The sequence below is a fragment of the Acidimicrobiia bacterium genome, assembly GCA_041394025.1.
Lineage (GTDB): Bacteria > Actinomycetota > Acidimicrobiia > IMCC26256 > JAOSJL01 > JAOSJL01.
Map to the genome: position 1 here is coordinate 785,406 of JAWKJA010000002.1, position 23,532 is coordinate 808,937.

At 69.9% G+C, this 23,532-nt stretch carries 23 protein-coding genes; 3 read left to right on the forward strand and 20 right to left on the reverse strand.

Annotated elements, in window-relative coordinates:
* Positions 1-50: 50 nt before the first annotated feature.
* From R3A49_03635 to R3A49_03680, 10 genes are all read right to left on the reverse strand, one after another.
* The gene (locus tag R3A49_03635; GenBank protein ID MEZ5169820.1) at positions 51-644 is read right to left on the reverse strand and encodes a nucleotidyltransferase family protein; all 594 of its coding nucleotides are present in this window, start codon (positions 642-644) and stop codon (positions 51-53) included.
* Positions 644-1,396: a YebC/PmpR family DNA-binding transcriptional regulator gene (locus R3A49_03640; GenBank protein ID MEZ5169821.1), complete on the reverse strand. Its 753-nt coding sequence runs from the start codon at positions 1,394-1,396 to the stop codon at positions 644-646. Before R3A49_03640 ends, R3A49_03635 begins: the two co-directional genes overlap by 1 nt.
* Positions 1,393-1,944, reverse strand: a complete 552-nt coding sequence (gene pdxT / locus R3A49_03645; GenBank protein MEZ5169822.1) for a pyridoxal 5'-phosphate synthase glutaminase subunit PdxT — start codon at positions 1,942-1,944, stop codon at positions 1,393-1,395. The genes R3A49_03640 and pdxT overlap by 4 nt, the downstream gene beginning before the upstream one ends.
* A gap of 69 nt (positions 1,945-2,013) precedes the next feature.
* Complete coding sequence (gene pdxS, locus R3A49_03650) at positions 2,014-2,925, reverse strand: pyridoxal 5'-phosphate synthase lyase subunit PdxS (GenBank protein ID MEZ5169823.1); 912 nt, start codon at positions 2,923-2,925, stop codon at positions 2,014-2,016.
* A gap of 77 nt (positions 2,926-3,002) precedes the next feature.
* A complete protein-coding gene (locus R3A49_03655) occupies positions 3,003-4,073 on the reverse strand; it encodes a DUF3048 domain-containing protein (protein MEZ5169824.1) in 1,071 nt (356 codons plus the stop codon).
* Positions 4,074-4,134: 61 nt separating this feature from the next.
* On the reverse strand, positions 4,135-4,989 hold the full coding sequence (locus tag R3A49_03660) for a M48 family metallopeptidase (GenBank protein MEZ5169825.1): 855 nt from the start codon (positions 4,987-4,989) through the stop codon (positions 4,135-4,137).
* Positions 4,990-5,091: 102 nt separating this feature from the next.
* Positions 5,092-5,643 (reverse strand): LemA family protein, encoded by a 552-nt coding sequence (locus tag R3A49_03665; GenBank protein ID MEZ5169826.1) that lies wholly within the window; start codon positions 5,641-5,643, stop codon positions 5,092-5,094.
* A 146-nt stretch (positions 5,644-5,789) separates the two neighbouring features.
* Entirely contained in the window at positions 5,790-6,887 is a 1,098-nt protein-coding gene (locus R3A49_03670) for a glycosyltransferase family 4 protein (protein MEZ5169827.1), read from the reverse strand.
* Positions 6,888-6,906: 19 nt separating this feature from the next.
* Positions 6,907-7,854, reverse strand: a complete 948-nt coding sequence (locus tag R3A49_03675; GenBank protein ID MEZ5169828.1) for a phosphatidylinositol mannoside acyltransferase — start codon at positions 7,852-7,854, stop codon at positions 6,907-6,909.
* Positions 7,855-7,868: 14 nt separating this feature from the next.
* Positions 7,869-8,588 carry a CDP-alcohol phosphatidyltransferase family protein gene (locus R3A49_03680; GenBank protein MEZ5169829.1) on the reverse strand — a complete coding sequence of 240 codons (720 nt, stop codon included), beginning with the start codon at positions 8,586-8,588 and terminating at the stop codon, positions 7,869-7,871.
* Between the two features lie 193 nt (positions 8,589-8,781).
* Between R3A49_03680 and R3A49_03685 the strand changes: the two genes are divergently transcribed.
* Positions 8,782-10,776, forward strand: a complete 1,995-nt coding sequence (locus R3A49_03685) for an elongation factor G (protein MEZ5169830.1) — start codon at positions 8,782-8,784, stop codon at positions 10,774-10,776.
* 1 nt (position 10,777) lies between these two features.
* Here the strand turns inward: R3A49_03685 and R3A49_03690 are convergent, their stop codons facing one another.
* The 7 genes from R3A49_03690 to R3A49_03720 all read right to left on the reverse strand — a co-directional run bounded on the left by R3A49_03690 (position 10,778) and on the right by R3A49_03720 (position 20,635).
* Positions 10,778-11,308 (reverse strand): hypothetical protein, encoded by a 531-nt coding sequence (locus R3A49_03690; GenBank protein ID MEZ5169831.1) that lies wholly within the window; start codon positions 11,306-11,308, stop codon positions 10,778-10,780.
* Positions 11,305-11,832 carry an HIT domain-containing protein gene (locus R3A49_03695; protein ID MEZ5169832.1) on the reverse strand — a complete coding sequence of 176 codons (528 nt, stop codon included), beginning with the start codon at positions 11,830-11,832 and terminating at the stop codon, positions 11,305-11,307. Before R3A49_03695 ends, R3A49_03690 begins: the two co-directional genes overlap by 4 nt.
* Before the next feature lie 45 nt (positions 11,833-11,877).
* A complete protein-coding gene (gene thrS, locus R3A49_03700; protein MEZ5169833.1) occupies positions 11,878-13,845 on the reverse strand; it encodes a threonine--tRNA ligase in 1,968 nt (655 codons plus the stop codon).
* A 75-nt stretch (positions 13,846-13,920) separates the two neighbouring features.
* Positions 13,921-15,087, reverse strand: a complete 1,167-nt coding sequence (cysS, locus tag R3A49_03705) for a cysteine--tRNA ligase (GenBank protein ID MEZ5169834.1) — start codon at positions 15,085-15,087, stop codon at positions 13,921-13,923.
* A gap of 2 nt (positions 15,088-15,089) precedes the next feature.
* Positions 15,090-15,746: an NADPH-dependent F420 reductase gene (gene npdG / locus R3A49_03710; protein ID MEZ5169835.1), complete on the reverse strand. Its 657-nt coding sequence runs from the start codon at positions 15,744-15,746 to the stop codon at positions 15,090-15,092.
* A 56-nt stretch (positions 15,747-15,802) separates the two neighbouring features.
* Positions 15,803-19,303: a DNA polymerase III subunit alpha gene (dnaE, locus tag R3A49_03715; protein MEZ5169836.1), complete on the reverse strand. Its 3,501-nt coding sequence runs from the start codon at positions 19,301-19,303 to the stop codon at positions 15,803-15,805.
* A gap of 237 nt (positions 19,304-19,540) precedes the next feature.
* Complete coding sequence (locus R3A49_03720; GenBank protein ID MEZ5169837.1) at positions 19,541-20,635, reverse strand: alkaline phosphatase family protein; 1,095 nt, start codon at positions 20,633-20,635, stop codon at positions 19,541-19,543.
* A gap of 104 nt (positions 20,636-20,739) precedes the next feature.
* Here R3A49_03720 and R3A49_03725 point away from each other — a divergent pair, with 104 nt between their 5' ends.
* Positions 20,740-21,213, forward strand: a complete 474-nt coding sequence (locus tag R3A49_03725) for an Rrf2 family transcriptional regulator (GenBank protein MEZ5169838.1) — start codon at positions 20,740-20,742, stop codon at positions 21,211-21,213.
* Positions 21,214-21,245: 32 nt separating this feature from the next.
* Here the strand turns inward: R3A49_03725 and R3A49_03730 are convergent, their stop codons facing one another.
* Genes R3A49_03730 through R3A49_03740 form a run of 3 tightly spaced genes read right to left on the reverse strand, consistent with a single transcriptional unit; the run spans position 21,246 to position 23,118 of the window.
* Positions 21,246-22,163: an RluA family pseudouridine synthase gene (locus R3A49_03730; protein ID MEZ5169839.1), complete on the reverse strand. Its 918-nt coding sequence runs from the start codon at positions 22,161-22,163 to the stop codon at positions 21,246-21,248.
* Between the two features lie 9 nt (positions 22,164-22,172).
* Positions 22,173-22,658 carry a signal peptidase II gene (gene lspA / locus R3A49_03735; GenBank protein MEZ5169840.1) on the reverse strand — a complete coding sequence of 162 codons (486 nt, stop codon included), beginning with the start codon at positions 22,656-22,658 and terminating at the stop codon, positions 22,173-22,175.
* 10 nt (positions 22,659-22,668) lie between these two features.
* Positions 22,669-23,118, reverse strand: a complete 450-nt coding sequence (locus tag R3A49_03740; protein ID MEZ5169841.1) for a hypothetical protein — start codon at positions 23,116-23,118, stop codon at positions 22,669-22,671.
* Between R3A49_03740 and R3A49_03745 the strand changes: the two genes are divergently transcribed.
* Positions 23,105-23,473, forward strand: a complete 369-nt coding sequence (locus tag R3A49_03745; protein MEZ5169842.1) for a hypothetical protein — start codon at positions 23,105-23,107, stop codon at positions 23,471-23,473. The genes R3A49_03740 and R3A49_03745 overlap by 14 nt on opposite strands.
* Positions 23,474-23,532: the final 59 nt, after the last annotated feature.

Consider the following 23,532-nt stretch of genomic DNA (forward strand, 5'->3'; position numbering starts at 1 on the left):
TCGATCCTACGGCGCGGCGGGACCGATGTGGCGGACCAACGGCGCGGCGTTCAGCTGCGGTGGCCGAGGGCACGCAGGTCGGCCGGGGTGTCGACATCGTCGGGCCGACCGGCACCGTCGCACGCCACCTCGGTCGGATCTCCCGTGTCGAGCAGTGCCCGGGCGCCGCGGTCGCCGCCGAGCGCCGCCGCCTCCGCCCACGAACCACGGCCGAGGAGAACAGGGTGGCCACGACGGCCCTCGTAGGTCGCCACCGCCAGGTCCGCGCCGGTCCGGTGCGCCTCGATCAGCCGGTCATACGCCGCGGCGTCGAGCAGCGGCTGATCCCCGAGACCGACACACAGGGCACTGACGTCGGCGAGGCCGCTCACGTGGTGGATGGCGCACACCAGACTCGAGGACAGCCCCCGCGCGGGATCCGGGTTCGTGAGCACGGTCACGCCAGGCTGCGTCGCAGCCGCGTCGGCGATGTCGGGAGGAGCGGGTGGAACAACTGCGACGACCGGAGCGCAACGAGAAGAAAGCGCTGCGCCGAGCGCACGCGACAGCAGAGTTCGCCCACCCAGGCCTGCCAGCACCTTGGGGACTTCCCCGTCGAAGCGTGACCCGGCGCCGGCCGCCAAGATGGCCGCCGCCACGGTCATCAGGCACCGACGCTCTCGAGGACGTCGTCGGGAATGTCGAAGTTGCCGAACACGTCCTGCACGTCGTCGTGGTCGTCGAGCGCGTCGATGAGCCGCAGGACCGCCTTGGCCTCGGCTTCGTCGGCCAGGTCGACCGTCGAGGTGGGGAGCATGGTGAGGTCGCTGCTCGACACGGCGAACCCGGCCTCCTCGAGGGCGGAGCGCACAGCGTGGACGTCGGTGGCGGGCGTCGTGACCTGGATGGCGTCGCCCTGGGTCTCGACGTCGTCGGCGCCCGCCTCGAGGGCCGCCAGCATGATGTCGTCCTCACTGCCGGCTGATGTGTCGAGCATCACGATGCCGCGACGCTCGAACTGCCACGCCACGGCGCCCGGCTCGGCGAAGGAGCCGCCGTTGCGCGCGAAGAGGTTCTTGATCTCGGCACCCGTGCGGTTGCGGTTGTCGGTGAGGCACTCCACGTAGAGGGCCACGCCGTGGGGCGCATACCCCTCGTAGGAGACCTCCTCGTAGCTGACGCCCTCGAGCTCACCGGTACCGCGCTTGACGGCCCGCTCGATCGTGTCGACCGGGACGGAGTTGTCTCGCGCCTTCTGCACCATGGTGCGCAGCGTGGGGTTGGCGTCGACGTCGCCTCCCCCGGTGCGGGCCGCCACCTCGATCTGCTTGATCAGCTTCGCGAAGAGCTTCCCGCGCGCCTTGTCGGCCGCGCCCTTCTTGTGCTTGATCGAGTGCCATTTGGAATGTCCGCTCATGCGGTCACCTCGGAGAGGAACTGCTCGTGGAGCCGCGGGTCGTCGGCGAGCTCCGGGTGGAACGTTGTCGCCCGGACGGATCCCGAGCGGATGTACACCGGGTGATCCCCGTGGGTGGCCAGCACCTCGACACCCGCGCCGACACGCTCGACGACCGGTGCACGGATGAACACCCCCGGAAACGTACCGCCTGGCAGCCCCGACACCGTGAGCGGCGCCTCGAAGGAAGCGACCTGCGGCCCGTAGGCGTTGCGGACGACCGAGCAGTCGAGACACGCCAGCGGCCCGCCCTCGCTCACGAGGATGAGGCCGGCGCACGTTGCGAGCAGGGGCGTGCCGTCGTCGATCGCCTCACCCAGCGCGGGGCCGAGGCCGCTCGTGTCGAGGAGCCTGCCCATCGTGGTGGACTCGCCGCCCGGCAGCACGACCGCGTCGGCGCCGGCGAGGTGCTCGGGGGTGCGGACCTCCCACGTGGTGGCGCCGAGGGCCTCGAGGACCTCACGATGCTCGCGGAACGCGCCCTGGAGGGCGACGATGCCGACTTTCACGGGCCCACTTTCACGGGCCGACCTTCACGGGCCGACCGTCATCGAGGAGCGGGCCCGGAGACGAAGGTCTCACCAGCCGCGGTCGGCCAGGTGCTCGCCGAGCTCGCCCTCGGCTCGCCCGGGCATCGCATCACCCAGGCCGCGCGACACCTTGGCGACGATGGCGGGATCGGCGTGGTGCGCGGTGGCCTCCACGATGGCCTTGGCGCGCGGTGCGGGATCGTCGCTCTTGAAGATCCCGCTGCCGACGAACGTGGCCTGGGCGCCGAGCTGCATCACGAGCGCCGCGTCGGCGGGCGTGGCGATCCCCCCGGCGCAGAACAGCGGGACGGGTAGCTCGCCACGCTCGGCGACCTCGGCGACGAGGTCGACGGGCGCCTGCATCTCCTTGGCCCGGCGGTGGATCCCGGCGGAGTCGGAGACGGTCAGCGCGCGGATGTCGCCGAGGATGGACCGCAGGTGGCGCACCGCCTGCACGATGTCGCCGGTGCCGGCCTCCCCCTTGGAGCGGATCATGGCGGCGCCCTCCGAGATTCGGCGCAGGGCCTCACCGAGGTTGGTGGCACCGCACACGAAGGGCACGGTGAAGGCCCACTTGTCGACGTGGTGGGCCTCGTCGGCGGGTGTGAGCACCTCGCTCTCGTCGATGTAGTCGACACCCAGCGACTCGAGGACCTGTGCCTCGGCGAAGTGGCCGATGCGGCACTTGGCCATCACGGGGATCGAGACGGCGGCCTGGATGGCCTCGATCATCTCGGGGTCGCTCATGCGGGCGACGCCACCGTCGCGACGGATGTCGGCCGGCACCCGCTCGAGGGCCATCACGGCCACCGCACCGGCCTGCTCGGCCACGACCGCCTGCTCAGGCGTGACGACGTCCATGATGACGCCCCCGCGCAGCATCTCGGCGAGGCCGCGCTTGACCCGGGTCGTGCCGGTGGTTCCGGCGGGCGCCGCCGGGTCGGGGGTGGAGTCGCTCACGGCTTCATGCTACCGGGCGACCTGCCCGCCCACGTGGTCGAATCCACCGTGACGCGGCGTGCAGCGCGCTTCCGGGGCTACTCCGGGGACGGGCTCTCGGTCGGAGCCGCGGCCTGAACGTCCACCGAGCTGCCGATCTGCGGGAGCGTGATCCAGGTACGTCCGGGTGGGAGCTTGACGAGCTCACCGTTGGCGTCGCGGAACTCGGTCTGCGAGTCGAGATCCGCGCGTGACCACGTGCCCATCACCAACTGGCCTTCGCTGAGCACCCAGGCGTCGGCACTCCCGACGACGGTTCCCTTGGCACCCTCGACCCCTGCGCCGCCGTTGTAGTCGATGAACTGGATGATGAGGTTGGGGAAGGCCAGAGGCGAGTCGTCGAGGGCGTCGACCTGCGGCTCCCCCTCCGTGGAGCGCACGAACTGGCCGGCGTCCGCGTCCCACATCCACGTGGCCGTGTAGCCGCCCCCGATGGAGTCGAAGTCGATCGTGACCGCCTCGACGTCGGTCCCGCCGTCGTTCCCGAAGGTCTCGTCGCCCTCGAGATAGCGCAGCAGCGGCAGCGGGGCCGCAGGGTCCTCGGCCAGCTTCCAGAGCTCGTTCGGGCGGCCGTAGAGGTTGTGCGGAGCCGGGCGGTCGCCGAACCGGAACATCTCGGGTTCCTCGATGTTCTCGTCGACCGACTGGACCGGGACCGCGTTGAGCGCCGCCACCGCCTCGGGAACACCGCCCGAGTACACAAACAGGCCGCCGAGGGGCCACACGAGGTCGGGGTCGGTGAAGCGCACCGAGCGGATGGGGCCGACCGTTTCGGGGGACTGCGAGTTGAACACGGCGAGGAACCGCGTCGCCTTGCCCTCGACGACCTCCTCCCACACGATGTCGGCCTGGTTGAGGCCGTTCTGTGGGCGCGCGTCGGGGTTGTTGTCGATCTTGACCGACAGCGCCGGCCGCGAGGCCGCCTCGCCGTCGGGGTCGGGCAGGCCGGTGAGCGGCGCCGTGGGGCTCGACTCGGCCGGGGCCTCGACCTCTTCGCCCGTGGCGGTCGCCTCCTTCGAGTCACCCCCCGAGCAGGCCCCCACGACGAGCGCGAGAGCGACGAGGAATGCGAGCAGGACGGGGACCGTGGAACGGGAACGTGTGGGCACGCGACCTCCCGGGCGTGGCGTTGGTGAGAGTCTGGACGACGAGTCGAGGAAACCGGTGGACCTACATCTCCTGCAGGATCCGGATGCGCTCGTCGAGTGGCGGATGCGTCTGGAACATCCGGTTGAGCTTCGCCTGCTTGTGGCCCTCCTCCTCGTCGAGCGGTGACTCGATCCAGAGCTGGGCCGTGGCCTTCGTGGCGGAGTGGACGACGGTCTGGTCGTCCTTCAGCTTCTCGAGGGCCGAGATCAGCCCCGGAGGGTACCGGGTGAGCTGGACCCCCGACGCATCCGCCAGCAGCTCACGCTTGCGTGACACAGAGAACTGCATGATCCGGGCGATGATCGGCGCCAGGACCAGCAGGAGCAGGGCGAACACCAGGAGAAGTGCACCGGCGCCCCCGGAGCTGTTGTCGCGGCGGCGCCCGCCCCCGAGCCACATCATGCGGAAGCCCATGTCGGCGAGCAGGGCGATGACGCCGACCATCGTGACGCAGATGGTCGACACCAGGATGTCGTAGTTCTTCACGTGACTGAGCTCGTGGGCCAGGACGCCCTCCAGCTCCACACGGTTCATCTTCTCGAGCAGGCCCGTCGTGACGGCCACGGCGGCGTGCTGGGGGTTACGACCCGTGGCGAAGGCGTTGGGGGCGGGGTCGTCGACGATGTAGAGACGGGGCTTGGGGAGGCCGCCGGCGATACACAGCCCCTCCACGAGGTTGTGGTAGCGCGCGTACTCCTCCCGGGGCGCCGGTTTCGCCCGGCTCGCCTTCAACGCGATGGTGTCGGACTTGTAGTACGAGCCCCACACCATGAGCATGGCGATCACGAACGCCACCACGATCCAGATCGGCCCGTAGCCGAAGGCCAGCTCGAAGGCCGTGACGACGCCGACGATCAGGACGACGAAGCCCGCCATGATCAGGAAGGTCTTGCGCTTGTTGGACGCGATCTGCTCGTAGATGGTTCTGCGGTCCTTGTCGGGGGTGGCCCGGGGAGGGCCTCCGGGGCGTGGAGCGGTCTAGAACTCCACCTGCACGGGCCCGGTGCTCTCGGGGTCGGCTTCGAAGTACTCGCGTTCGGTGAAGTTGAACATCCCCGCGAGGATGTTGTTGGGGAAGCTCTGGATCCGGGTGTTGAAGTTCAGCGTCGAGTCGTTGAAGAACTGGCGTGCGTAGGCGATCTTGTCCTCGGTGGCGGTGAGCTCCTCCTGGAGGTTGAGGAAGTTCTGGTTGGCCTTGAGGTCGGGGTACGCCTCGGACACCGCGAACAACGACTTGAGTGCTCCCTCCAGGACGTTCTCGGCGTTGGCCTGCTCGTGGACGCCTTCCGCGTTGATGGCCTGGGCGCGTGCGGCCGTGACCTGCTCGAAGGTCTCCTTCTCGTGAGCGGCGTAGCCCTTGACCGTCTCCACGAGATTCGGGATGAGGTCGTAGCGGCGCTTGAGCTGCACGTCGATCTGCGACCAGGCGTTGTCGACCCGGTTGCGGTCACGCACGAGGCGGTTGTACATGACGACCACCGTGATGACGAGCAGGACGACGATCACGGCGATGATGATGAAGGCGGTCACGGGGTGTCCCCTCTTCTCGGACGGGTCGGTGGACGGCGGGTGGTGCTGTGGGTCCGGTCCGGTGCACCATCATACGGCGGGAGCCGCACGTTCCCGGCCACCGGGGGGGCGCCGACGCCGTTCGGACCTGCCCACCGACGGCGGGGTCAGCGACGACCCGCGAGCGATCCGGGCGTCGTGGCGCGGATCGACTCGTAGATCTCCCGGTAGCGCTCCGCGAGGGCGTTCATCGAGAACTCGTCGGCGCGCGCGATGCCGGCCTCGACGAGACCGGCGGCGAGCCCGGGGTCCGTGAGGACGTTGCGGATCGCCTCGGCGAGCGCGCCGGGCCGGCGCGGCTCCACGAGCAGCGCCTCGCGGCCATCACGCGCCACACGCCGGTAGCCGTCGATGTCGCTCGCCACGACGGGCGTGCGCGCGGCCATGGCCTCCACGAGAACGATCCCGAACGACTCCCCCGACACCGAGGGCGCACAGAAAACCGCAGCGCCCTTCAGGCGCCGAGCGAGCTCACGGTCGTCGACGCGGCCGAGCCATGCGACCCCGTCGGGTGCCGACGCCTGGAGCCGTTTCGTGGCGGGGCCGTCACCGCACACCCAGAGATCTGCGACGTCGCCGAGGTCGCGGTAGGCCTCCAGGAGGACGTCGAGTCCCTTACGGGGCTCGTGGCGTCCGACGAATACGACGGCCGGACGGTCCGATGGCCACGGCAGCGCCTCCGCGAACCTCTCGACCTCCACGCCGTTGGGAAGGAGGGTGCACTCGATGTCGAGAAGGGAGCTCGCGGTCTCCCGCGCCTCCTCCGAGACCGCCACCGCCGCGGAGAGCCGTCGGCTCCCCCGCCGGGTCAGCGACCGGGCCATCTGGTACACCGCCACGGGATCTCCCGAGACGTGGAACGTCCCGACCATGGGCCAGGCACCCTCGATCAGTGTGGAGATCGTCGGTCCCGGCACGAAGGGCTCGTGCAGGTGCACGACGTCGGGGTCGATGTCGCGCAGGGCGTCGCGGGTGCGGCGGGCAACCGCCGGCCCGGGTGCGATGGGTGCGATCGACCCGTTCGTGGAGACGCCCGTTGTCGTTCCGACGGGCACGACACCGGGCTCCGGTGGTGGGCCGTCGCACGGGCCGACCACACGCGCGTCGACTCCCTGCGCGCGGAGGGCACGGGCGAGCCCGAGGGCCTGGCCCTGGACACCGCCGGGTACCGACAGGGAGTACGGGCTGACGATCGCGACCCTCACCGGCCGGTGTCCCCTGCCGTCACGGCGCCCGGAACGGCATCCGGAACGGGGCGCGCCGTCCCCGGCCGCCGGTGGTGCGGTCGCTGGGCCAGTTGGGCTGCATCAGATGCCATTGCTCCGGCGCTGCCCGGATGAGCTCCTCGAGCTCATGAGCCAGGCGCTGGGTGAGATCCACGATGTCGTCCCTCAGCTTGCCACGGCGGGCGGCGTCGAGCGGAGGCCGGACCACGGCATGGTGCCCGCCGCGGGGTCTGAAGTAGACGGCCGCGGGAAGAAGCGGCGCTCCGGTGCGCAGTGCCAGGAGCGCGGGACCGGCGGGCAGCGTCGTCGTCTCGCCGAAGAACTCGACCTCGACGCCGTCGCCGGTGAGGTCGCGGTCGCACAGGAGGCACAGCACACTGTTGTCGGCCAGGGCCTGCAGCGATCGTGTCGCCACGTCGGGGCCCAGCGGGATCACGTCCATGCCGAGCGACTCACGGATGTCGACGAACCAGTCGAAGAGCTCCGGGGGCTCCACCTTCTCGACGACGACGCTCAGGTGGTGACCCTGCGACGTCATCCAGAGGCCCGCGGCCTCCCACCCCCCGAGGTGTGGGAGCGCCAGGAGTGTTCCCCGGCCGAGCCCGATGCTCGCTTCCACGTGTTCGAAGCCGTCGATCGACCACCCCCGGAGCACCCCGTCGGGATCGGAGGGAAGCCGGAACAGCTCCAGCCAGTAGCGACCGTACGAGTCGAACGCTGCGGACACGGCGCGCCCGGTCGCGGCCGCCCCGCGCGGGCCACCCCACACCCGTTCGAGATTGCGACGGACGATGCGGCGCCTTCCTGGTTGGGCGAGCGAGAGGGCGCGGCCGAGCGCACGGGCCGTCGGCTCGCCGATGGGCCCGGGAACGCGCGTGGCGATCTCCGCGGCGCTTCGGTACGCGAGGAACGCGAAGTGGTCGGTCGGCCGTCGAGGCTCGGCCACGTGACGGGCCGCTGTCAGGGTCGGGTGCTACGGCCCGCCCGCGTGCGCTCGCGGCGGGCACGGCTCGAGCCGGGCCGCGGCTCCCACCAGCGTCGGCGCTGCGTTCCCTCGGCTGACGCGGCGCGGCGGTGCCGGACGCGCCATGTGCGTGACTCGCGCGGGGGGCCGGCCTGTCGCCAGACCTTCACGAAACGCTGGATCGTGGTGGCCGCACTGAGGACGAGCATCACCCAGAGGACCGGGATCAGGATGTCGAAGGCCAGGCCGACGCCGAGCAGGATCATGCGCTCCGCCCGCTCCATGAGGCCACCCTTGGCACTGAAACCCAGCGCCTCCCCCTTGGCGCGCTCGTAGGAGATGACAGCGCCCAGGGCCGCCACGGCGAAGGCCAGGATCGGCGCGTAGGCGCTGGTGCCCGCGAGGTACCACGCCACGCCACCGAGCAGCAGGGCGTCGGACACGCGGTCGGTGACGGAGTCGAAGAACGCACCGCGGGGACCGTCGTCGCCGCTGCCGCGGGCGACGGTGCCGTCGAGGACGTCGAGGAGCCCGCTGACACACAGGCCGACGACGCCCCAGATGAGGTGGCCGGTGGCGACGAGGAGGGCCGTGGCGATCGAGGCGAGAAGGCCGAGCACCGTGAGGAGGTTGGCGGTGACGCCGATGCGGCGGAGCCCGGCGCCCACGGGGGTGAGGCCCCGCTGCACGCCGTTGCGCATGCGTCCGTCGAGCATCCTGTCGTCCTTCCGACCGGGAGGGCCCGGGCAGGTGGGCCCACACGCAAGCGTCCGGAGCCGCGCGGCTGCGGCACGGAGTGCTCGCGTTCGCGAGCAGGTTAGCAGGTTCCCCGGGGCGGAGCACCCCTGCCGCTCGCGGGGCTCGCGACCTACACTCGCCGCTCCCGAGGTTCGAAAGGACGACCGGCACATGTCACCGGAGGCGAGCGACAGGATCCGCAACGTGGCGCTCGTGGGCCACGGGGGTTCCGGGAAGACCACCCTGACCGAGGCAGCCCTCTTCGAAGCCGGAGCGGTCCCCCGCGCCGGCACCGTCGAGGACGGCACGACCGTGTGCGACTTCGACCCCGAGGAGGTCCGCCGTGGGCTCTCGGTGTCACTCGCGGTCGCTCCGCTCCTCTACGACGGTCACCGCATCAACCTCATCGACACGCCCGGCTACGCCGACTTCATCGGTGACGTGACGGCAGCCCTGCGCGTCGCGGACCTGGCGGTCTTCGTCGTGTCCGCCGTGGAGGGCGTCGAAGTCGGGACGGAGACAGCGTGGCGTCTCGCCGAGGAGCGCGACCTTCCGCGCGCCGTGTTCGTCACGAAGCTCGACCGGGAGCGTGCGTCATTCGACCGGACCCTCGCGGAGCTCAAGGAGAAGTTCGGAGCGGGCGTGGCGCCGCTGGAGCTCCCCATCGGCGTCGAGGCCGACTTCCGTGGCGTGATCGACCTCCTCGACGACAGCGCGCGCACCTACGTCGACGGCACCGCGACCGTCGGGCCCGTCCCCGACGACATGGCGGTCACCGAGCACGAGATCCACGAGGCGCTCATCGAGGGCATCGTCGTGGGCGACGACGACCTCACCGAGAGGTATCTCGCGGACGAGAAGCTCGACCTCGGCGAGATCGTGCACGCCCTCGCCGACGGCATCGCCGCAGCCGACGTGTTCCCCGTGCTGTGCGGGAGCGGGACGACCCACATCGGCATCGACCGGCTGCTGCGGTTCATCGTGGACGAGGGCCCGCCCCCGACCGTGCACGATGGCGGGACGGCCGCCTTCGTCTTCAAGACCATCGCCGATCCCTACGTGGGCCGGGTCAACCTCTTCAAGGTTCTGGCGGGCTCCGTCCGATCCGACGACCACCTCACGAACGACCGCACCGGGGCCGATCTCCGCCTCCACCAGATCACGACGATCTGCGGGAAGGAGCAGGAGCCCACGCCCGAGGTCGGCGCGGGCGACATCGGTGCCGTGGCCAAGCTGACCGACACCGCCACGGGCGACCTCCTGCGCGCCTCCGGCGCCACGGTCACGGTCGACCCTCTCGAGAGCCCGCCCCCGGTTCTCGCCACGGCCGTACGCGCGGCCACCAAGGCCGACGACGACAAGCTCGCCACGGCACTTCACCGCCTCGAGGACGAGGACCCCTCACTCACGGTGGAGCGCAACGACCGGACGCACCAGGTCGTTCTCCGGGGGATGGGAGAGACCCACCTCTCGCTCACGATGTCGCGCCTGCGCGACAAGTACGGCGTCGACGCCACCGAGGAGCCGGTCGCGGTCGAGTACCTCGAGACCGTCACCACGTCGGCCGAGGCTGAGGGCAAGCACAAGAAGCAGAGCGGTGGCCACGGCCAGTTCGGTGTCGCCGTCATCAAGCTCGAGCCGGCACCGCCCGGAACGGGTCTGGAGTTCGTCGACGCCGTCGTGGGTGGCGCGATACCCCGGCCGTTCATCCCCGCCGTCGAGAAGGGCATCCGTGAGGCCATGGAGCGCGGCGGGCTCCACGGTTTCCCTGTCGTCGACGTGAAGGTCACGCTCTTCGACGGGAAGCACCACAGCGTCGACTCCAACGAGGCCAGCTTCAAGATGGCGGGATCGCTGGCGTTCCGGAACGCTCTGGAGAGCGCCAGGCCCGTCGTGCTCGAGCCCGTGAGTGAGCTCGTCGTGATGGTCCCCGAGGAGTTCCAGGGCGACGTGATGGGCGACCTCAACGCCAAGCGCGGTCGCATCCAGGGATCGGCGTCGCTCGGGCGCGGCGAGGCCGAAATCGTGGCCCATGTGCCGACGGCCGAGATCCTGCGCTACGCCATCGACCTCCGCTCCATGACCCACGGCCGGGGGCGCTTCCACGCCGAGCACGACTCCTACGAGCAGGTGCCCGCCCACATCGCCGACTCGCTCGGCGGCTGAGTCACTCCGCGTCGAGGCCGAACTCGGACCAGTCCTCGGGGTTGTCCTCGGTGTAGGAGCCCAGGACCTCGCCGTCGACGCCGTCGAGCTCCACGAGCCCCCGGGTCTTCGGCGGTGACTCCGCCGAGTAGACGAGGATCCGCCACGTGGGCCGGCTGCGCAGGCCCCGCCACGCCAGCTGCGCCGAGGCGTGCCCCACCGGCATCCCGATGGCCCGGTTGGCGATGGCCAGCGCCTCGGTCTGGTCGACAGCCAGGTGCCAGCCGGCGATGAAGTGGTAGGCGGCGATGAGCGTGAGAACCACGGCCGCCACGAGCAACGCCGCGGTCGCTCCCAGCAGCCACGCCACGAGGCAGCCGGCAGCGGTGATCAGATAGAGCGTGCCGGCGATGCGCCGCCGGGCGATGTCGGGGAACGTGTAGGGACCGACATACGCCGTGACGTCGAGATCGTCGGGCAGCGTGTCACCCTCGTCGACGACGTCGTCGGAGACCTCGTGGTCGACCACGTCGCCTGCGTCTGCGTCGCTCACTCCGCTGTCCCCGAGCCGCCCGGCCAGGACGCACGCAGCTTTTCGTAGCTCGTGCGGAGGTCCTCGGGCATGACGCGAGTCTCCGCGACCGTCGTCATGAAGTTCGTATCGGCCGCCCAGCGCGGCAGCACGTGGACGTGCAGGTGGCCCGGGACCCCGGCACCGGCCGCCGTGCCGAGGTTCATGCCGATGTTCACGCCGTCGGGGCGGTAGGCGGCCTTCACGGCCACCGTGGCGTCGCGCACCATCCGGGTCAGGGCCGTGAGCTCCTCGTCGGTGAGGTCCTCGAGCGGACCGACCCGGCGTAGCGGCGCCACCATGCAGTGGCCCGACGAGTAGGGGTACGCGTTCATGACGGCGAACACCGACGCGTCGCGGGCGAGCACGAGAGCCTCGTCAGGATCTGCATCGGCCAGGCGCTCGAAGAGATCGCCGGTCGCCGCCTCGCCCTCGGAGCGGTTGTCGTCGGCCACGCCCTCCACGTAGGACGAACGCCACCCCGCCCAGATCCGCTCGATGCTCATGACGAGGCGATGGGCGCCACAGGACAGGTCACGGGCTGAACTCCGTCATGATCGAGCAGCAACAGACGCGGCGAGTTCGTCCACGAACAGGTCCACAGGAACGTCGCGCTCGGGCTCCTTCACACCACGCCGGTTCACGCCCACGGTCCCGGCCTCCGCGTCGGCGTCACCGACCACGAGAACATAGGGAACCTTGGCGAGGCGGGCATCGCGGACACGGGCGCCGAGCGAATCGTGCGAGGCGTCGACGCGCTCGACCCGGTATCCCTCCGACTCGAGTCGGTCGGCGACGCGAAGGGCGTACGGATCATGGCGGTCGGCCACCGGCAGCACCGTGACCTGCACCGGCGCCAGCCACGTGGGGAATGCTCCGGCGTAGTGCTCGATGAGAAGGCCGAAGAACCGTTCGATCGAGCCGAACAGCGCACGGTGGATCATGATCGGCTGGTGCTTCTCGTTGTCGGAGCCGACGTAGCTCAGCCCGAAGCGAGCGGGCTCCTGGAAGTCGACCTGGAGCGTCGAGAGCTGCCAGCGCCGCCCGATGGCGTCGCGCACGTGGATGTCGATCTTCGGGCCGTAGAAGGCCCCCTCCCCCTCCGCGACCTCGAACGGGATCTCGGTCGCCCCGATGGCCTCGATGAGCGCCGCCGTCGCCAGGTCCCAGTCGGTCCCCGAGCCGACGGACTTCCCCTCGGGGCGTGTCGACACGTCGGCCTCGAAGTCCTCGAAGCCGAAGGCCCGTAGCAGCCGGGTCACGAACTCGATGAGCTCGCTCAGCACGTCGACGATCTGATCGCGCGAGCAGAAGATGTGGCTGTCGTCCTGCGTGAAGCCACGGCTCCGCAGGAGACCGTGCAGAACACCCGACCGTTCGTAGCGGTAGACGGAGCCCAGTTCGAAGATCCGTACGGGCAGGTCACGGTACGAGCGCGTGTGGGACCTGTAGATCAGGATGTGGAACGGGCAGTTCATGGGCTTGGGGTAGTACTGAGCGCCCTCCACCTCCATGGGTGGGTACATGCCCTCGGCGTAGAAGTCGAGGTGACCGCTCGTCTCCCACAGGTTCGACCTGGCGATGTGGGGTGTGAACACGAGGTCGTAGCCGGCGGCCTCGTGCTCGTCGCGCGAGTAGTCCTCCATCACGCGGCGTACCGCAGCGCCCTTCGGGTGCCACAGCGCCAGCCCGGCTCCGAGCTCCTCGGGAAAGGAGAAGAGGTCGAGCTCGGCTCCGAGGCGCCGATGGTCGCGCCGCTCGGCCTCGGCAAGCCGCTCCAGGTGCTCGTCGAGTGCCTTCTGCGACTCCCACGCGGTGCCGTAGATCCGCTGCAGCATCGGGCGCTTCTCGTCACCGCGCCAGTAGGCCCCCGCGACGTGGAGGAGCTTGAATGCACCGAGACGGCCCGTGGACGGGACGTGCGGGCCGCGGCAGAGGTCGACGAACTCGTCGGCGCCGTCGCGCGGGTTGCGGTAGAGCGAGATCACCTCACCGTCCTCGACCTCGGACGAGTCCGTCGGGTCGACGCGCTCGATGATCTCACGCTTGTAGGGCTGGTCGGAGAAGATCCGCAGCGCGTCGTCCCGGTCGACCTCGTCGCGCACGAACTCCTCGTCGTCCGCCACGATCTGGCGCATCCTCTCCTCGATGCGCTCGAGATCCCCCTCGGAGAAGTGCTCTCCCCCGGGGAGCTCGAAGTCGTAGTAGAAGCCGTCCTCGATGGCCGGGCCGATCGCGAACCTGGCACCGGGGAACAGGTCCGTCACGGCCTGGGCGAGCACGTGCGCCGTGGAATGACGCAGGACCTCACGACCCTCGGGCGACGCGGGCGTGATGATCTCCAGGGCGACGTCGCGCTCGATCGGGTGGTCGAGGTCGGTCCAGGCGCCATCCTCACGCGCGGCGAGGGCGTCACGGCCGAGGCGCTGTCCGATACCGGACGCGATCTCCCCTGCCGTCACACCAGCGGGGTGCTGCTGCGTGGAGCCGTCGGGAAGCGTGATGGTGAGGTCGCTCATCGGCGGGCGACGTTACCAGCGGCCCCCTGTGAACCCCGCGACTGTTACCCGGACAGGTGCGGACGTCGCAGCGTGTCAGAGGCCGACGCCCATGAGCTCCGACAGCTCGCAAAGTGTCGACGGCGCCGACTCGTCGGAGCCGCCCGAGAGGATGGCGCTCGCCAGGTCGTCGAGCGCCTCCAGCGCGCGCGGTGCATCGAGATCGTCGTCGAGCGCGGCGCGTACCCTCGCGGAGAACGGCCGGGGGTCGGGACCGGAGTCGCGCCTCGCCGCAGCTGTGAGCCGGTTGAGGAGCGCCGTGCCCTCCTCGATGTCGGTGTCGTACCACTCGAAGCCGGCGCGGTAGTGGTGGCGGAGCAGCGCCAGGCGTATCGCCCGGGGGTCGGCAGTGTCGAGCAGGTCGCTGACGAACACGAGGTTGCCGAGCGACTTCGACATCTTCTCGCCCTCGTAGTTCACCATCGCCGAGTGCATCCAGTGGCGTGCGTACGGCTCGCCCGAGAGCGCCTCGCTCTGGGCGATCTCGCTCTCGTGGTGCGGGAAGATGAGGTCGGTGCCACCGCCGTGGAGGTCGAGGGTCGGGCCGTGCTCGTGCATGGCCATGGCGGAGCACTCGATGTGCCAGCCCGGCCGACCCGTTCCGAACGGTGCCCGCCACGCCGGTTCGTCGGGCCCGGAGGCCTGCCACAGCACGAAGTCGAGCGGCGCCCGCCGACTGGGGTCGTCGGGGTTGCCGCCGCGGGCACGGGCCAGTCGGACCATCTGGTCCTCCGGGTAGTGCGACAGCTTGCCGTAGTCGGGAAACCGGGACACGTCGTAGTAGACGGTGCCGTGCGTGAGGTAGGCGTGACCCGATTCGAGGAGTCGACCGACGAGATCCTGGATGTGGGGGATGGCCTCTGTGGCGCGGGGCTCGGCGACGGCGGGGCGCATCCCGAGGGACTCCATGTCGCTGCGGAACCGGCGCATCTCCGCTTCCGCGAGCTCGAGGTAGGGAACGGCGAGCTCGCGGGCCTTCGGGAGGATCGAGTCGTCGACGTCGGTGACGTTGCGAACCATCCGGACGTCGTGGCCGAGCTCCTCGAGACGACGGATCAGGAGGTCGTACGCCAGGTATGTCGCGGCATGGCCCAGATGGGTCGAATCGTAGGGGGTGATACCGCACACGTACATGCGCACGGTCTCGGGTGGTTCGAAGGGAACCACCTCGCGGCGGGCGGTGTCGTAGAGACGGAGCCCCACGCTCAGGGCTCGATGCCGCGCAGCGATACGCTGCCCCGGCCCTCGTGGCGGAGGTTGGCGGTGAGCAGGACCGCCGCGAATGCCTCGAGGCCGACCGAGTTGTGCAGGGAGCCGCCGTCGAAGGCACGGACGTGCGGAATCGAGCCGACGAGCTCGATCACGGCCCTCCGCGCGGCGTCGTCGTCACCGACGACGGTGATGTCGTCCTCCATGGCCGTGTCGAGATCGGCGAAGACAGCGGCTGGAACGTGGTGGAACGCCGCCGTGACACGCGCGTCGGGTGCCGCCGCCTGAATGGCCAGCGCGATCGACCCCTCTTCGGGGAGGATGGCGCGGAACTCGTTCCCCACCTTCTGGAGGCCGTTGGCCATCGACACCACGATCCGGCCTGCCAGGGCGTCGGCGTGCTGCTCGGCGGTGGAGGCTGCTGCATCCCATTTCGTGGCGATCACGACGATGTCGCTTGCGGCGGCCTCGGCGTTGTCGGCCGCCCGCAACGTGGCGACCCGGCCCCCCCAGCGCGTGCGGAGCTCCTCGACGATCGCCTGGGCCTTCGCAGGGTCGCGGGACCCGACGACGACGTCGTGGCCGACGGACGCGAGCCGCGCGGCGAGGCCACGCCCGGCGGGGCCCGTGGCCCCGAAAATCCCGATCTGCACGGGCCTAGGTTGGCAGACCGGGCGTGGACCGTCGGGATTGCGCGTGGCGGGTGCGGCTACGAGGCCACACAGCCGTCACCCAGGAGTATCCGCAGCTCGGCGTAGAGCCCGTTGGAGGAGTCGACGACGAACTCGTCGCCGAGTTGAACGACGGTCGTCTTGTCGGGGCCCTCGAGCTGCACGTAGACGGGGCTGTCACCGGGGTGCTCGAGGAGGAGCGCCTTCAGGTCACGCACCCTCTCCGGGGCCAGGGACCCGACCGGGACGCGGAGCCGCACGGGGGGGCCGCCGTCGAACACGACATCGGGTGCGGTGATCTCCATGGCGATGATCTTCGGCTGGTCGTCGCGACGGTCGACCCTGCCCTTGACGCACACGATCTCGCCGTCGGCGTCGTCGTGGAGGAGGTGGCCGAAGGCGACCATCGTCTTGGGGAACACCATCACCTCGAGCGCACCATCCATGTCCTCGAGGGTGAACGTGGCCATGAGGTCGCCGCGTTTGGTGTAGCGGCGAGCCAGCGCCGTGACGACGCCGGCGGTGGTGCGCGTCTCGCCGTCGCTCAGCTCACGGAGCTCGGAGAGCCCGCACTCGACGTAGCGACGCAGTGACCGTTGCGCCGCGAGCATCGGATGCTCGCTCACGTAGAGCCCGAGCATCTCCTTTTCCAGGCCGAGGCGCTTCTTCTTGTCGAACTCCCCGTCGGGGATCGGCTCTCGCTCGCCGAAGCCGCTGCCGTTCTCGAGGTCGCCACCGACGTCGCCGAAGAGGCTCATGATCCCGGCGTCGCGTTCGCGCCGCCGGGCGACCGTGCGGTCGACGATCGTCTCGAACACGCTGAGCAGTCCCTGCCGGGGGTGTCCGAGTGAGTCGAAGGCACCCGCCTTGATCAGGGACTCGATGGTCCGCTTGTTGAGAACGACCGGGTCGACGCGCTCGCAGAAGTCGTAGAAGTCCTCGAACGGGCCGGTGGCACGGCGCTCGTCGATCATGAGGCCCACCAGGCCCTCGCCGACGTTGCGCACCGCCGACAGGCCGAACCGGATGGCCCCGTCGCGAACGGTGAAGTCACTCTCCGAGGCGTTGACGTCGGGAACCCGGACCTCGACACCGAGCCGGCGCGCCTCGTTCAGGTAGACCGCACTCTTGTCCTTGTCGCCCTTCACGCTCGTGAGCAACGCGGCCAGGTACTCCCGGGGATGGTTCGCCTTGAGCCAGGCGGTCTGGTAGGCGACGAGCCCGTACCCGAAGGAGTGCGACTTGTTGAAGGAGTAGTCGGCGAACGGCTCGATGATGTCGAACATCTCCTCACCGAACGCACGGTCGTGGCCCTGCGTGACACATCCCTCGACGAACTTCGAGCGGTGCTCGGCGATGAGCTCGCGGATCTTCTTGCCCGTGGCCTTGCGGAGGTTGTCGGCCTCCTCGAGGGAGTAGCCGGCGAGCTTCTGGGCCACGCGCATCAGCTGCTCCTGGTAGATCATCAGCCCGTAGGTGGGCTCGAGGATCTCGACGAGGTCGTCGTGGTAGTAGGTGACGGGCTTGCGGCCGTTCTTGCGGTCGGCGAAGTCGGTGTGCATGTTCGACTCCATCGGGCCCGGTCGGTACAGAGCCACGAGCGCGCAGATGTCCTCGAACGTCGTGGGCGCGAGAGATCGCATGAGGGAGCGCATCGGGCCCCCCTCGAGCTGGAACACGCCGATGGAGTCGCCGGCGCGCAGCATCGCGAAGGTCTTGTCGTCGTCGAGGGGGACGCGGTCGATGTCGGGACGCTCGCCGGTGCTGTCCTCCACGAGGTCGAGAGCGATCTCCATCACGTCGAGGTTGCGGAGCCCGAGGAAGTCCATCTTGAGCAGGCCCAGGTCCTCGACCCCGTGCATCTCGTACTGCGTGACGATCGGGGCGTCGTCGAGGTCGCCACCGGGCTGCGGCTTGCGCTGGATGGGAACGTACTCGGTGAGCGGGTCGCGCGTGATCACGACCGCGGCGGCGTGGATGCCGTCCTGGCGCCGCATCCCCTCGAGGCCGCGTGCGACGTCGATGACGCGCTTGGCCTCGGGGTCGGACCCGTACAGCTCGCGGAGGTCGGCCGCCATCTTGTAGCCCTCTGCGTGCTTGTCGGTCTTCTCGAGGCATGCAGCGAGAGGTGTGTCGCGACCCATGATGAGCGGTGGCATGAGCTTGGCGATCTTGTCGCCCACGGAATACGGGAACCCGAGGACGCGGGCACCGTCGCGCACGGCCGCGCGCGCCTTGATGGTGGAGAACGTGACGATCTGGGCGACACGGTCCTCGCCGTAGCGCTCGGCGGCGTACCTGATCATCTCGCCGCGGTAGCGGCTGTCGAAGTCCATGTCGATGTCGGGCATCTGCTTGCGGCCGGGGTTGAGGAAGCGCTCGAACAGCAGGTCGTAGCGGATCGGGTCGATGTCGACGATGTCGAGGCAGTAGGCGACGCACGACCCGGCGGCGCTGCCCCGGCCCGGGCCGACCCGGATGCTGCGGCTGCGGGCGTGGCGCACGAGGTCCCACACCACGAGGAAGTAGGCCGAGAAGCCCATCGCGGAGATGACCCCGAGCTCGTAGTCGATCCGTTCCGCGACGTGTGGCGGAAGAGTGTCGCCGTAGCGGCGGTGGGCGCCCTCCTCGGTGAGGTGGCGGAGGTAGGTGTCCTGGTCGTGGCCCTCGGGAACCGGGAACTCGGGAAGGACCGGCTGGTCGAACTCGATCTCGACCTGTGCCCGCTCGGCGACGAGCAGCGTGTTGTCGCAGGCATCGGGGTGGTCCGCGAAGAGATCCCGCATCTCCTGTGCGCTCTTGAGGTAGAACTCCTCGGCGTCGAAGGTGAAGCGGTTCGGGTCGTCCATCGTGGAGCCGGTCTGCACACACAACAATGCGTCGTGCGCCTCGGCGTCGTGCTTGTGGGTGTAGTGGCTGTCGTTGGTGGCGAGGAGTGGGGCGTCGAGGCGCCGGGCAATCTCGACGAGCTGCGGGTTGACGAGGTGATCCTCGGCCAATCCGTGATCCTGGAGCTCGACGAAGAACGAGTCGCGCCCGAACACACTCTGGAAGCGCTCGACGGCACTCTCGGCCCCCGCCCGGTCGTTCTTCTGGAGGAGCTGGCAGACGAGCCCGCCGAGACAGCCACTGGTGGCGACGAGGCCCTCGCTGTGGCGCTCGAGAAGATCCCAGTCGGCTCGCGGCTTGTAGTAGAAGCCGTCGAGGTAGGCGCGTGAGGACACCGCCATCAGGTTGTGGTACCCGACGTCGTTCTCCGCGAGCAGCGTGAGGTGGAAGATCTCGTGCTCGGAGCGCTTGGGCCGCTCGGTACGCGGGGTCGTGACGAAGTAGGCCTCGGTTCCGATGACGGGGTCGAGGCCCGCGTCACGCGCCGAGCGGTAGAAGTCGAGGACCCCGTACATGTTGCCGTGGTCGGTGATGCCGATGGCCGGTTGGCCGTCGCCGGCGGCGGCCGCCACGACCTCGTCGATCCGCGAGGCGCCGTCGAGCATGGAGTACTCGGTGTGGAGGTGCAGGTGGGCGAAGGACGCGCTCACGGCCGGCCGACTCCGCACCGCCCGCTCACGGGCATGTCGCTCACGGAGCACGACTCGTGGTGCACGTCGGCCATGTCGGTGTTCAGTCCCCCCGGCGAGAGTTCTCCACAGGTTCCGGGGAAGCCTGTGGAGAACTACATCGGTGTAACTCGGCGCGTCGATCCTAGCGCGCGTCCCGCCCCGGCGGGGCTCCCTCACCCGGCCGAGACGCCGGCCGGCGCACGCTCGCGTGGTACCTCACGGGCCCCCGCCCGTCGCGGCCAGGAGCGGCACCTGCATCTCGTCGGGCGTGACGCTCCCGTGGGCCGCCACCAGGGAGGTCTCGCGCGGAAGCGCCGGGTCCACGAACCCGACGGGCTCCCGCGCGGCCAGGACGACGTCGCCGACGCGGCGACGGGCCGACGCCGCGACCTCGGCCCCGAGCCAGCCGTCGTCGAGCAGCTCGTCGCGTTCGAAGACCCACGCCACGTGCCCGAACTCCTCGCGGGCCGCTGCTGCCAGCTCCATGGCGCTCCCCCGCTCCGCATGCAGGTAGCGGAACCGGCCGTCACCCGAGCACGACGCCACGAGCTCGCGGAGCCCGTCGAGCTCCACCCAGCCGTCCGGACCGACCTGCACGTGACCGTGATCGGCGGTGACCGCCACCGCGGCGTGAGCGGGAAGCGCCGACAGGAGCTCACCCACCAGGCGGTCGGTGGCAGCGAGCTCCCGGGTGAAGTAGCCGTCGAGCAGCCCGAACTCGTGGGCGACGGTGTCGACTCCCGGGTAGTAGGCGTAGACGAGCTTCTCTCCGTCCTCGACGAGCTCCCGGCATCGTTCGACGAGGGTGGATGTCGCCGACCAGCCGAAGAAGCGACTTCCCCGCAGGTGCGCCTCGGAGAAGCCCGACCCGCGGAACTCCCGCTTGGTGACGACAGGTACCGGTCGCCCGAGAAAGCCGGCGTGGCGTTGGATCTCGTAGGGGTCGGGAGGAGGGTGACCGTCTTCGTAGCGCCACCGGAGAACATTGAGGACGCGACGGTCAACCCGCATCCGGAATCCCGTGACGCCGTGCTGTGAGGGTGTCAGGCCCGTGACGATCGACGTGAGCGCCGAGCTCGTCGTCGAGGGTACGACCGTCGTGAGATCCGAGCGCTGCATCCCGGCGAGTGTCGGCAGCATGCTGCCGTGCGCGTCGAGGGAGTGTGTACCCAGCCCGTCGAGGACGAGGAGAACCACGGCATCGGCCTCGGCCAGCAGATCAGGCATCCAGGCGGGCGATGTACCCGTCAGCAACGCGGGAACGACGCCCCGGACGTTGGCGGCGTCGTAGTCCGGCCGGACGGGATCCATCGGCGCAACCTAGTGCCTCCCGTTGCCGCCGGGTGCGGCCACAACCGGACGCCACGCCGGGCGACGTTCCGCACACGCGTTGTCGGGCGTGCGACCATGGTGCCGTGAAGGTCTCGACCCGAGGTGACTATGCGGCACGGGCGCTGCTGTCGCTGGCGTTGCGCAACTCGCCCGACCCGACCTCGGTGAAGGAGATCGCCGAGCGAACCGACCTCCCCCAGCCCTATCTCGAGCAGATCCTGCTCACCGTGAAGGGTGCCGGTCTGGTGCGCTCCAAGCGTGGTGTGGGGGGTGGCTACGTGCTCGCACGACCACCGGACGACATCACGCTCGCCGATGTCCTGGCTGCCGTCGACGGGCCGCTCACCGAGGTCGTCGACGACCACGACCACTGCGAGGGCCACTGCGTCCTCCAGGAGGTCTGGACCGGCGTGTCGGAGGAGATGCGCCGCACGCTCGAGGGCTACACGCTGGCCGACCTCGTGCACCGGACACGGATCGGCCACGCGGGTGCGTCCGACACCGAAGGGACCGACGGGACCGCCGCCACGTCCGCCGGGAGTGTCGCCGCGACCTGATCCTGTCGTGGGCGCCCTCGCGGTCGGGTCGGTCAGTCGGTGTCGCGCAAACTCTCGAGTACCGCGTCGAGGTCGGGGGGAAGCGGTTCCTCGAAGGACAGCATCTCGCCCGTTCGCGGGTGACGGAACCCCAGGAGCCGGGCATGGAGGAAGAGTCGGTCGGGACGGACTCCCGAGCGTGCGCCTCCGTACTCCGCGTCGCCGACGACGGGATGACCGATGGCCGCGCAGTGCACACGGATCTGGTGCGTCCGGCCCGTCTCGAGGCTGCACTCGAGTAGCGACACCTCGGGGCGGGTGAAGCGCTCCAGGACCTCGTAGCCGGTTCGGGCCTCGCGGCCCGACGACCGGACCGCCATCCGGGTCCTTCGGCCCGGCGACCGGCCGATCGGGGCGTCGATCAACCCCCGCTCGGAATCCGGCGATCCCCACACGAGCGCCAGGTAGCGCCGTTGCACCTCGCGGGCGGCCATCTGCGCCACGAGGTCGTCGTAGGCGGTCGCAGAACGCGCGACGACGAGGAGCCCACTGGTGTCCCTGTCGAGGCGGTGGACGATCCCGGGGCGGTCGCGGTCCCCCACGCCGGCGATCTCGGGGAAGACGCGCAACAGGCCGTGGACGAGGGTGTCGTCGTGGTGGCCGGCGCCGGGGTGCACGACGACGCCCGCCGGCTTGACGACCACTGCCACGTCGTCGTCGCTGTAGCGGACATCCACCTCGACAGGTCCTGCCGTGGGATCCGACTGCGTGGACGTCTCCTCGACGACCACGACGGTGCTGCCCGCGACAAGGCGGTGGCTCTTGCCGACGACTTCCCCGTCGACTGATATGCCGCCGGCGTCGGCGAGTGCCGCCACGGACGTGCGCGGGCGCTCCAACAGGAGGGCGAGCGCCCGGTCGACTCGCTCGCCGTCGAGCGTGGCGGGTGTCTCGACGCGCCGCACCGGCATTGCGGCGCCTCAGGCCTTCCAGCCCCGCCAGATGATGAGCACGGCTCCGACGGTGATGGCGGAGTCGGCCACGTTGAACGTCGGCCACCCGCCCACGTAGATGAAGTCGACGACCGCCCCTTTCAAGAAACCGGGGTCCCGGAAGATCCGGTCGAGGAGGTTCCCGAGAGCGCCACCCAGGACGAGCGACAGGCCGACCACCATCCACACGTCGGTGGAGCGGGTCGCGGCGCGTGCGAGGAACACCGCGACGACGACCGCCAAGATCGCCAGCACGGGCGTGAAGGACTGGAAGAGGCTGAACGCACCGCCGGTGTTGCGCCCGAGCTGGAACATGATGACATCGCCCCACACGCGGATCGGCTGATCGGCGAGGTCACGGACCGCCCACGCCTTCGTGACCTGGTCGATCAACAGGACCGCAGCAACGACAACGGGCGGGAGCCATCCGGGTGGCCCCCTCCGGTCAGTGAGTGGCTCGTCGGTCTCGGACACGCCCTGCTGCCTAACGACGACGCTCCGCCCGTGTCTTGCAGTCCACGCACGTCTCGACCCACGGCAGCGCCTCCAGGCGCGCGATCGGGAGGCGCTTCCGTGCGGGGACGCACACGCCGTACGTTCCGTTCTCGATCCGCTCCATCGCCCGGTCGATCTCCTCGACGATCTGCCGGTTGGCGGCGCTCAGGAAGAGGTCACGCTCACGCTCGACGCTGAGCGTGTCGCCCTCACCCGACTCCTCGTCGAACTGGGTGTCGCCCTGGTCACGTTCGGCCGCGAGCTGATCGGCCTCGGCGCGCAGTTCGTCGGCCTGTTCGAGCAGGTGCGCACGCTCGGTGCGAAGCTGCTCGCGGAACTGCTCGATGCGCTTCGGGCTGAGGTTGGGCTTCTGCGGGGTGACGACGAAGCCCGAGACCGAGCAGATGACCTTCCCCGGCTTGAGCTTGGGCCGGACCATCTCGGTCGGCGACTTCCTGGGCGGTGCCTTCTTCGCGGGCTTCTTCTTCGCGGGCTTCTTCTTCGCGGGCTTCTTGCTCGCGGGCTTCTTGCTCGCGGGCTTCTTGCTCGCGGGCTTCTTGCTCGCGGGCTTCTTCTTCGCCGGCTTCTTGCTCGCGGGCTTCTTCTTCGCCGGCTTCTTCCTCGCGGGCTTCGTCGCCTTCCCGGCCGGTGCCTTCCGCCGTGCGGGTGCCTTCTTCGTCGCCTTCTTTGCCTTCTTCGCCGGCGTCTTCTTCTTCGCAGGCTTCCTGGTGGCCATCGTTCCTCGCGTTCGGCCCGGCGACTCGACGGGGGCGCCCGGGGGCGCGGGAGTGTAGGCGCACCCCGTGGGGTGGGCAAACATCCTTCCCGTCCGGCCACGGCGGATCGGTACTGT

Excerpts from the sequence above, each read along its gene's own strand:
- R3A49_03730 (MEZ5169839.1), bottom strand. The coding sequence starts at position 22,163 with ATGCCGGTGCGGCGCGTCGAGACACCCGCCACGCTCGACGGCGAGCGA.
- R3A49_03640 (MEZ5169821.1), bottom strand. The coding sequence starts at position 1,396 with ATGAGCGGACATTCCAAATGGCACTCGATCAAGCACAAGAAGGGCGCG.
- R3A49_03660 (MEZ5169825.1), bottom strand. The coding sequence starts at position 4,989 with ATGGCGGGCTTCGTCGTCCTGATCGTCGGCGTCGTCACGGCCTTCGAG.
- R3A49_03720 (MEZ5169837.1), bottom strand. The coding sequence starts at position 20,635 with ATGGATCCCGTCCGGCCGGACTACGACGCCGCCAACGTCCGGGGCGTC.
- R3A49_03695 (MEZ5169832.1), bottom strand. The coding sequence starts at position 11,832 with ATGAGCATCGAGCGGATCTGGGCGGGGTGGCGTTCGTCCTACGTGGAG.
- R3A49_03635 (MEZ5169820.1), bottom strand. The coding sequence starts at position 644 with ATGACCGTGGCGGCGGCCATCTTGGCGGCCGGCGCCGGGTCACGCTTC.
- R3A49_03680 (MEZ5169829.1), bottom strand. The coding sequence starts at position 8,588 with ATGCTCGACGGACGCATGCGCAACGGCGTGCAGCGGGGCCTCACCCCC.
- R3A49_03740 (MEZ5169841.1), bottom strand. The coding sequence starts at position 23,118 with ATGGTCCGGCCCAAGCTCAAGCCGGGGAAGGTCATCTGCTCGGTCTCG.
- thrS (MEZ5169833.1), bottom strand. The coding sequence starts at position 13,845 with ATGAGCGACCTCACCATCACGCTTCCCGACGGCTCCACGCAGCAGCAC.
- R3A49_03685 (MEZ5169830.1), top strand. The coding sequence starts at position 8,782 with ATGTCACCGGAGGCGAGCGACAGGATCCGCAACGTGGCGCTCGTGGGC.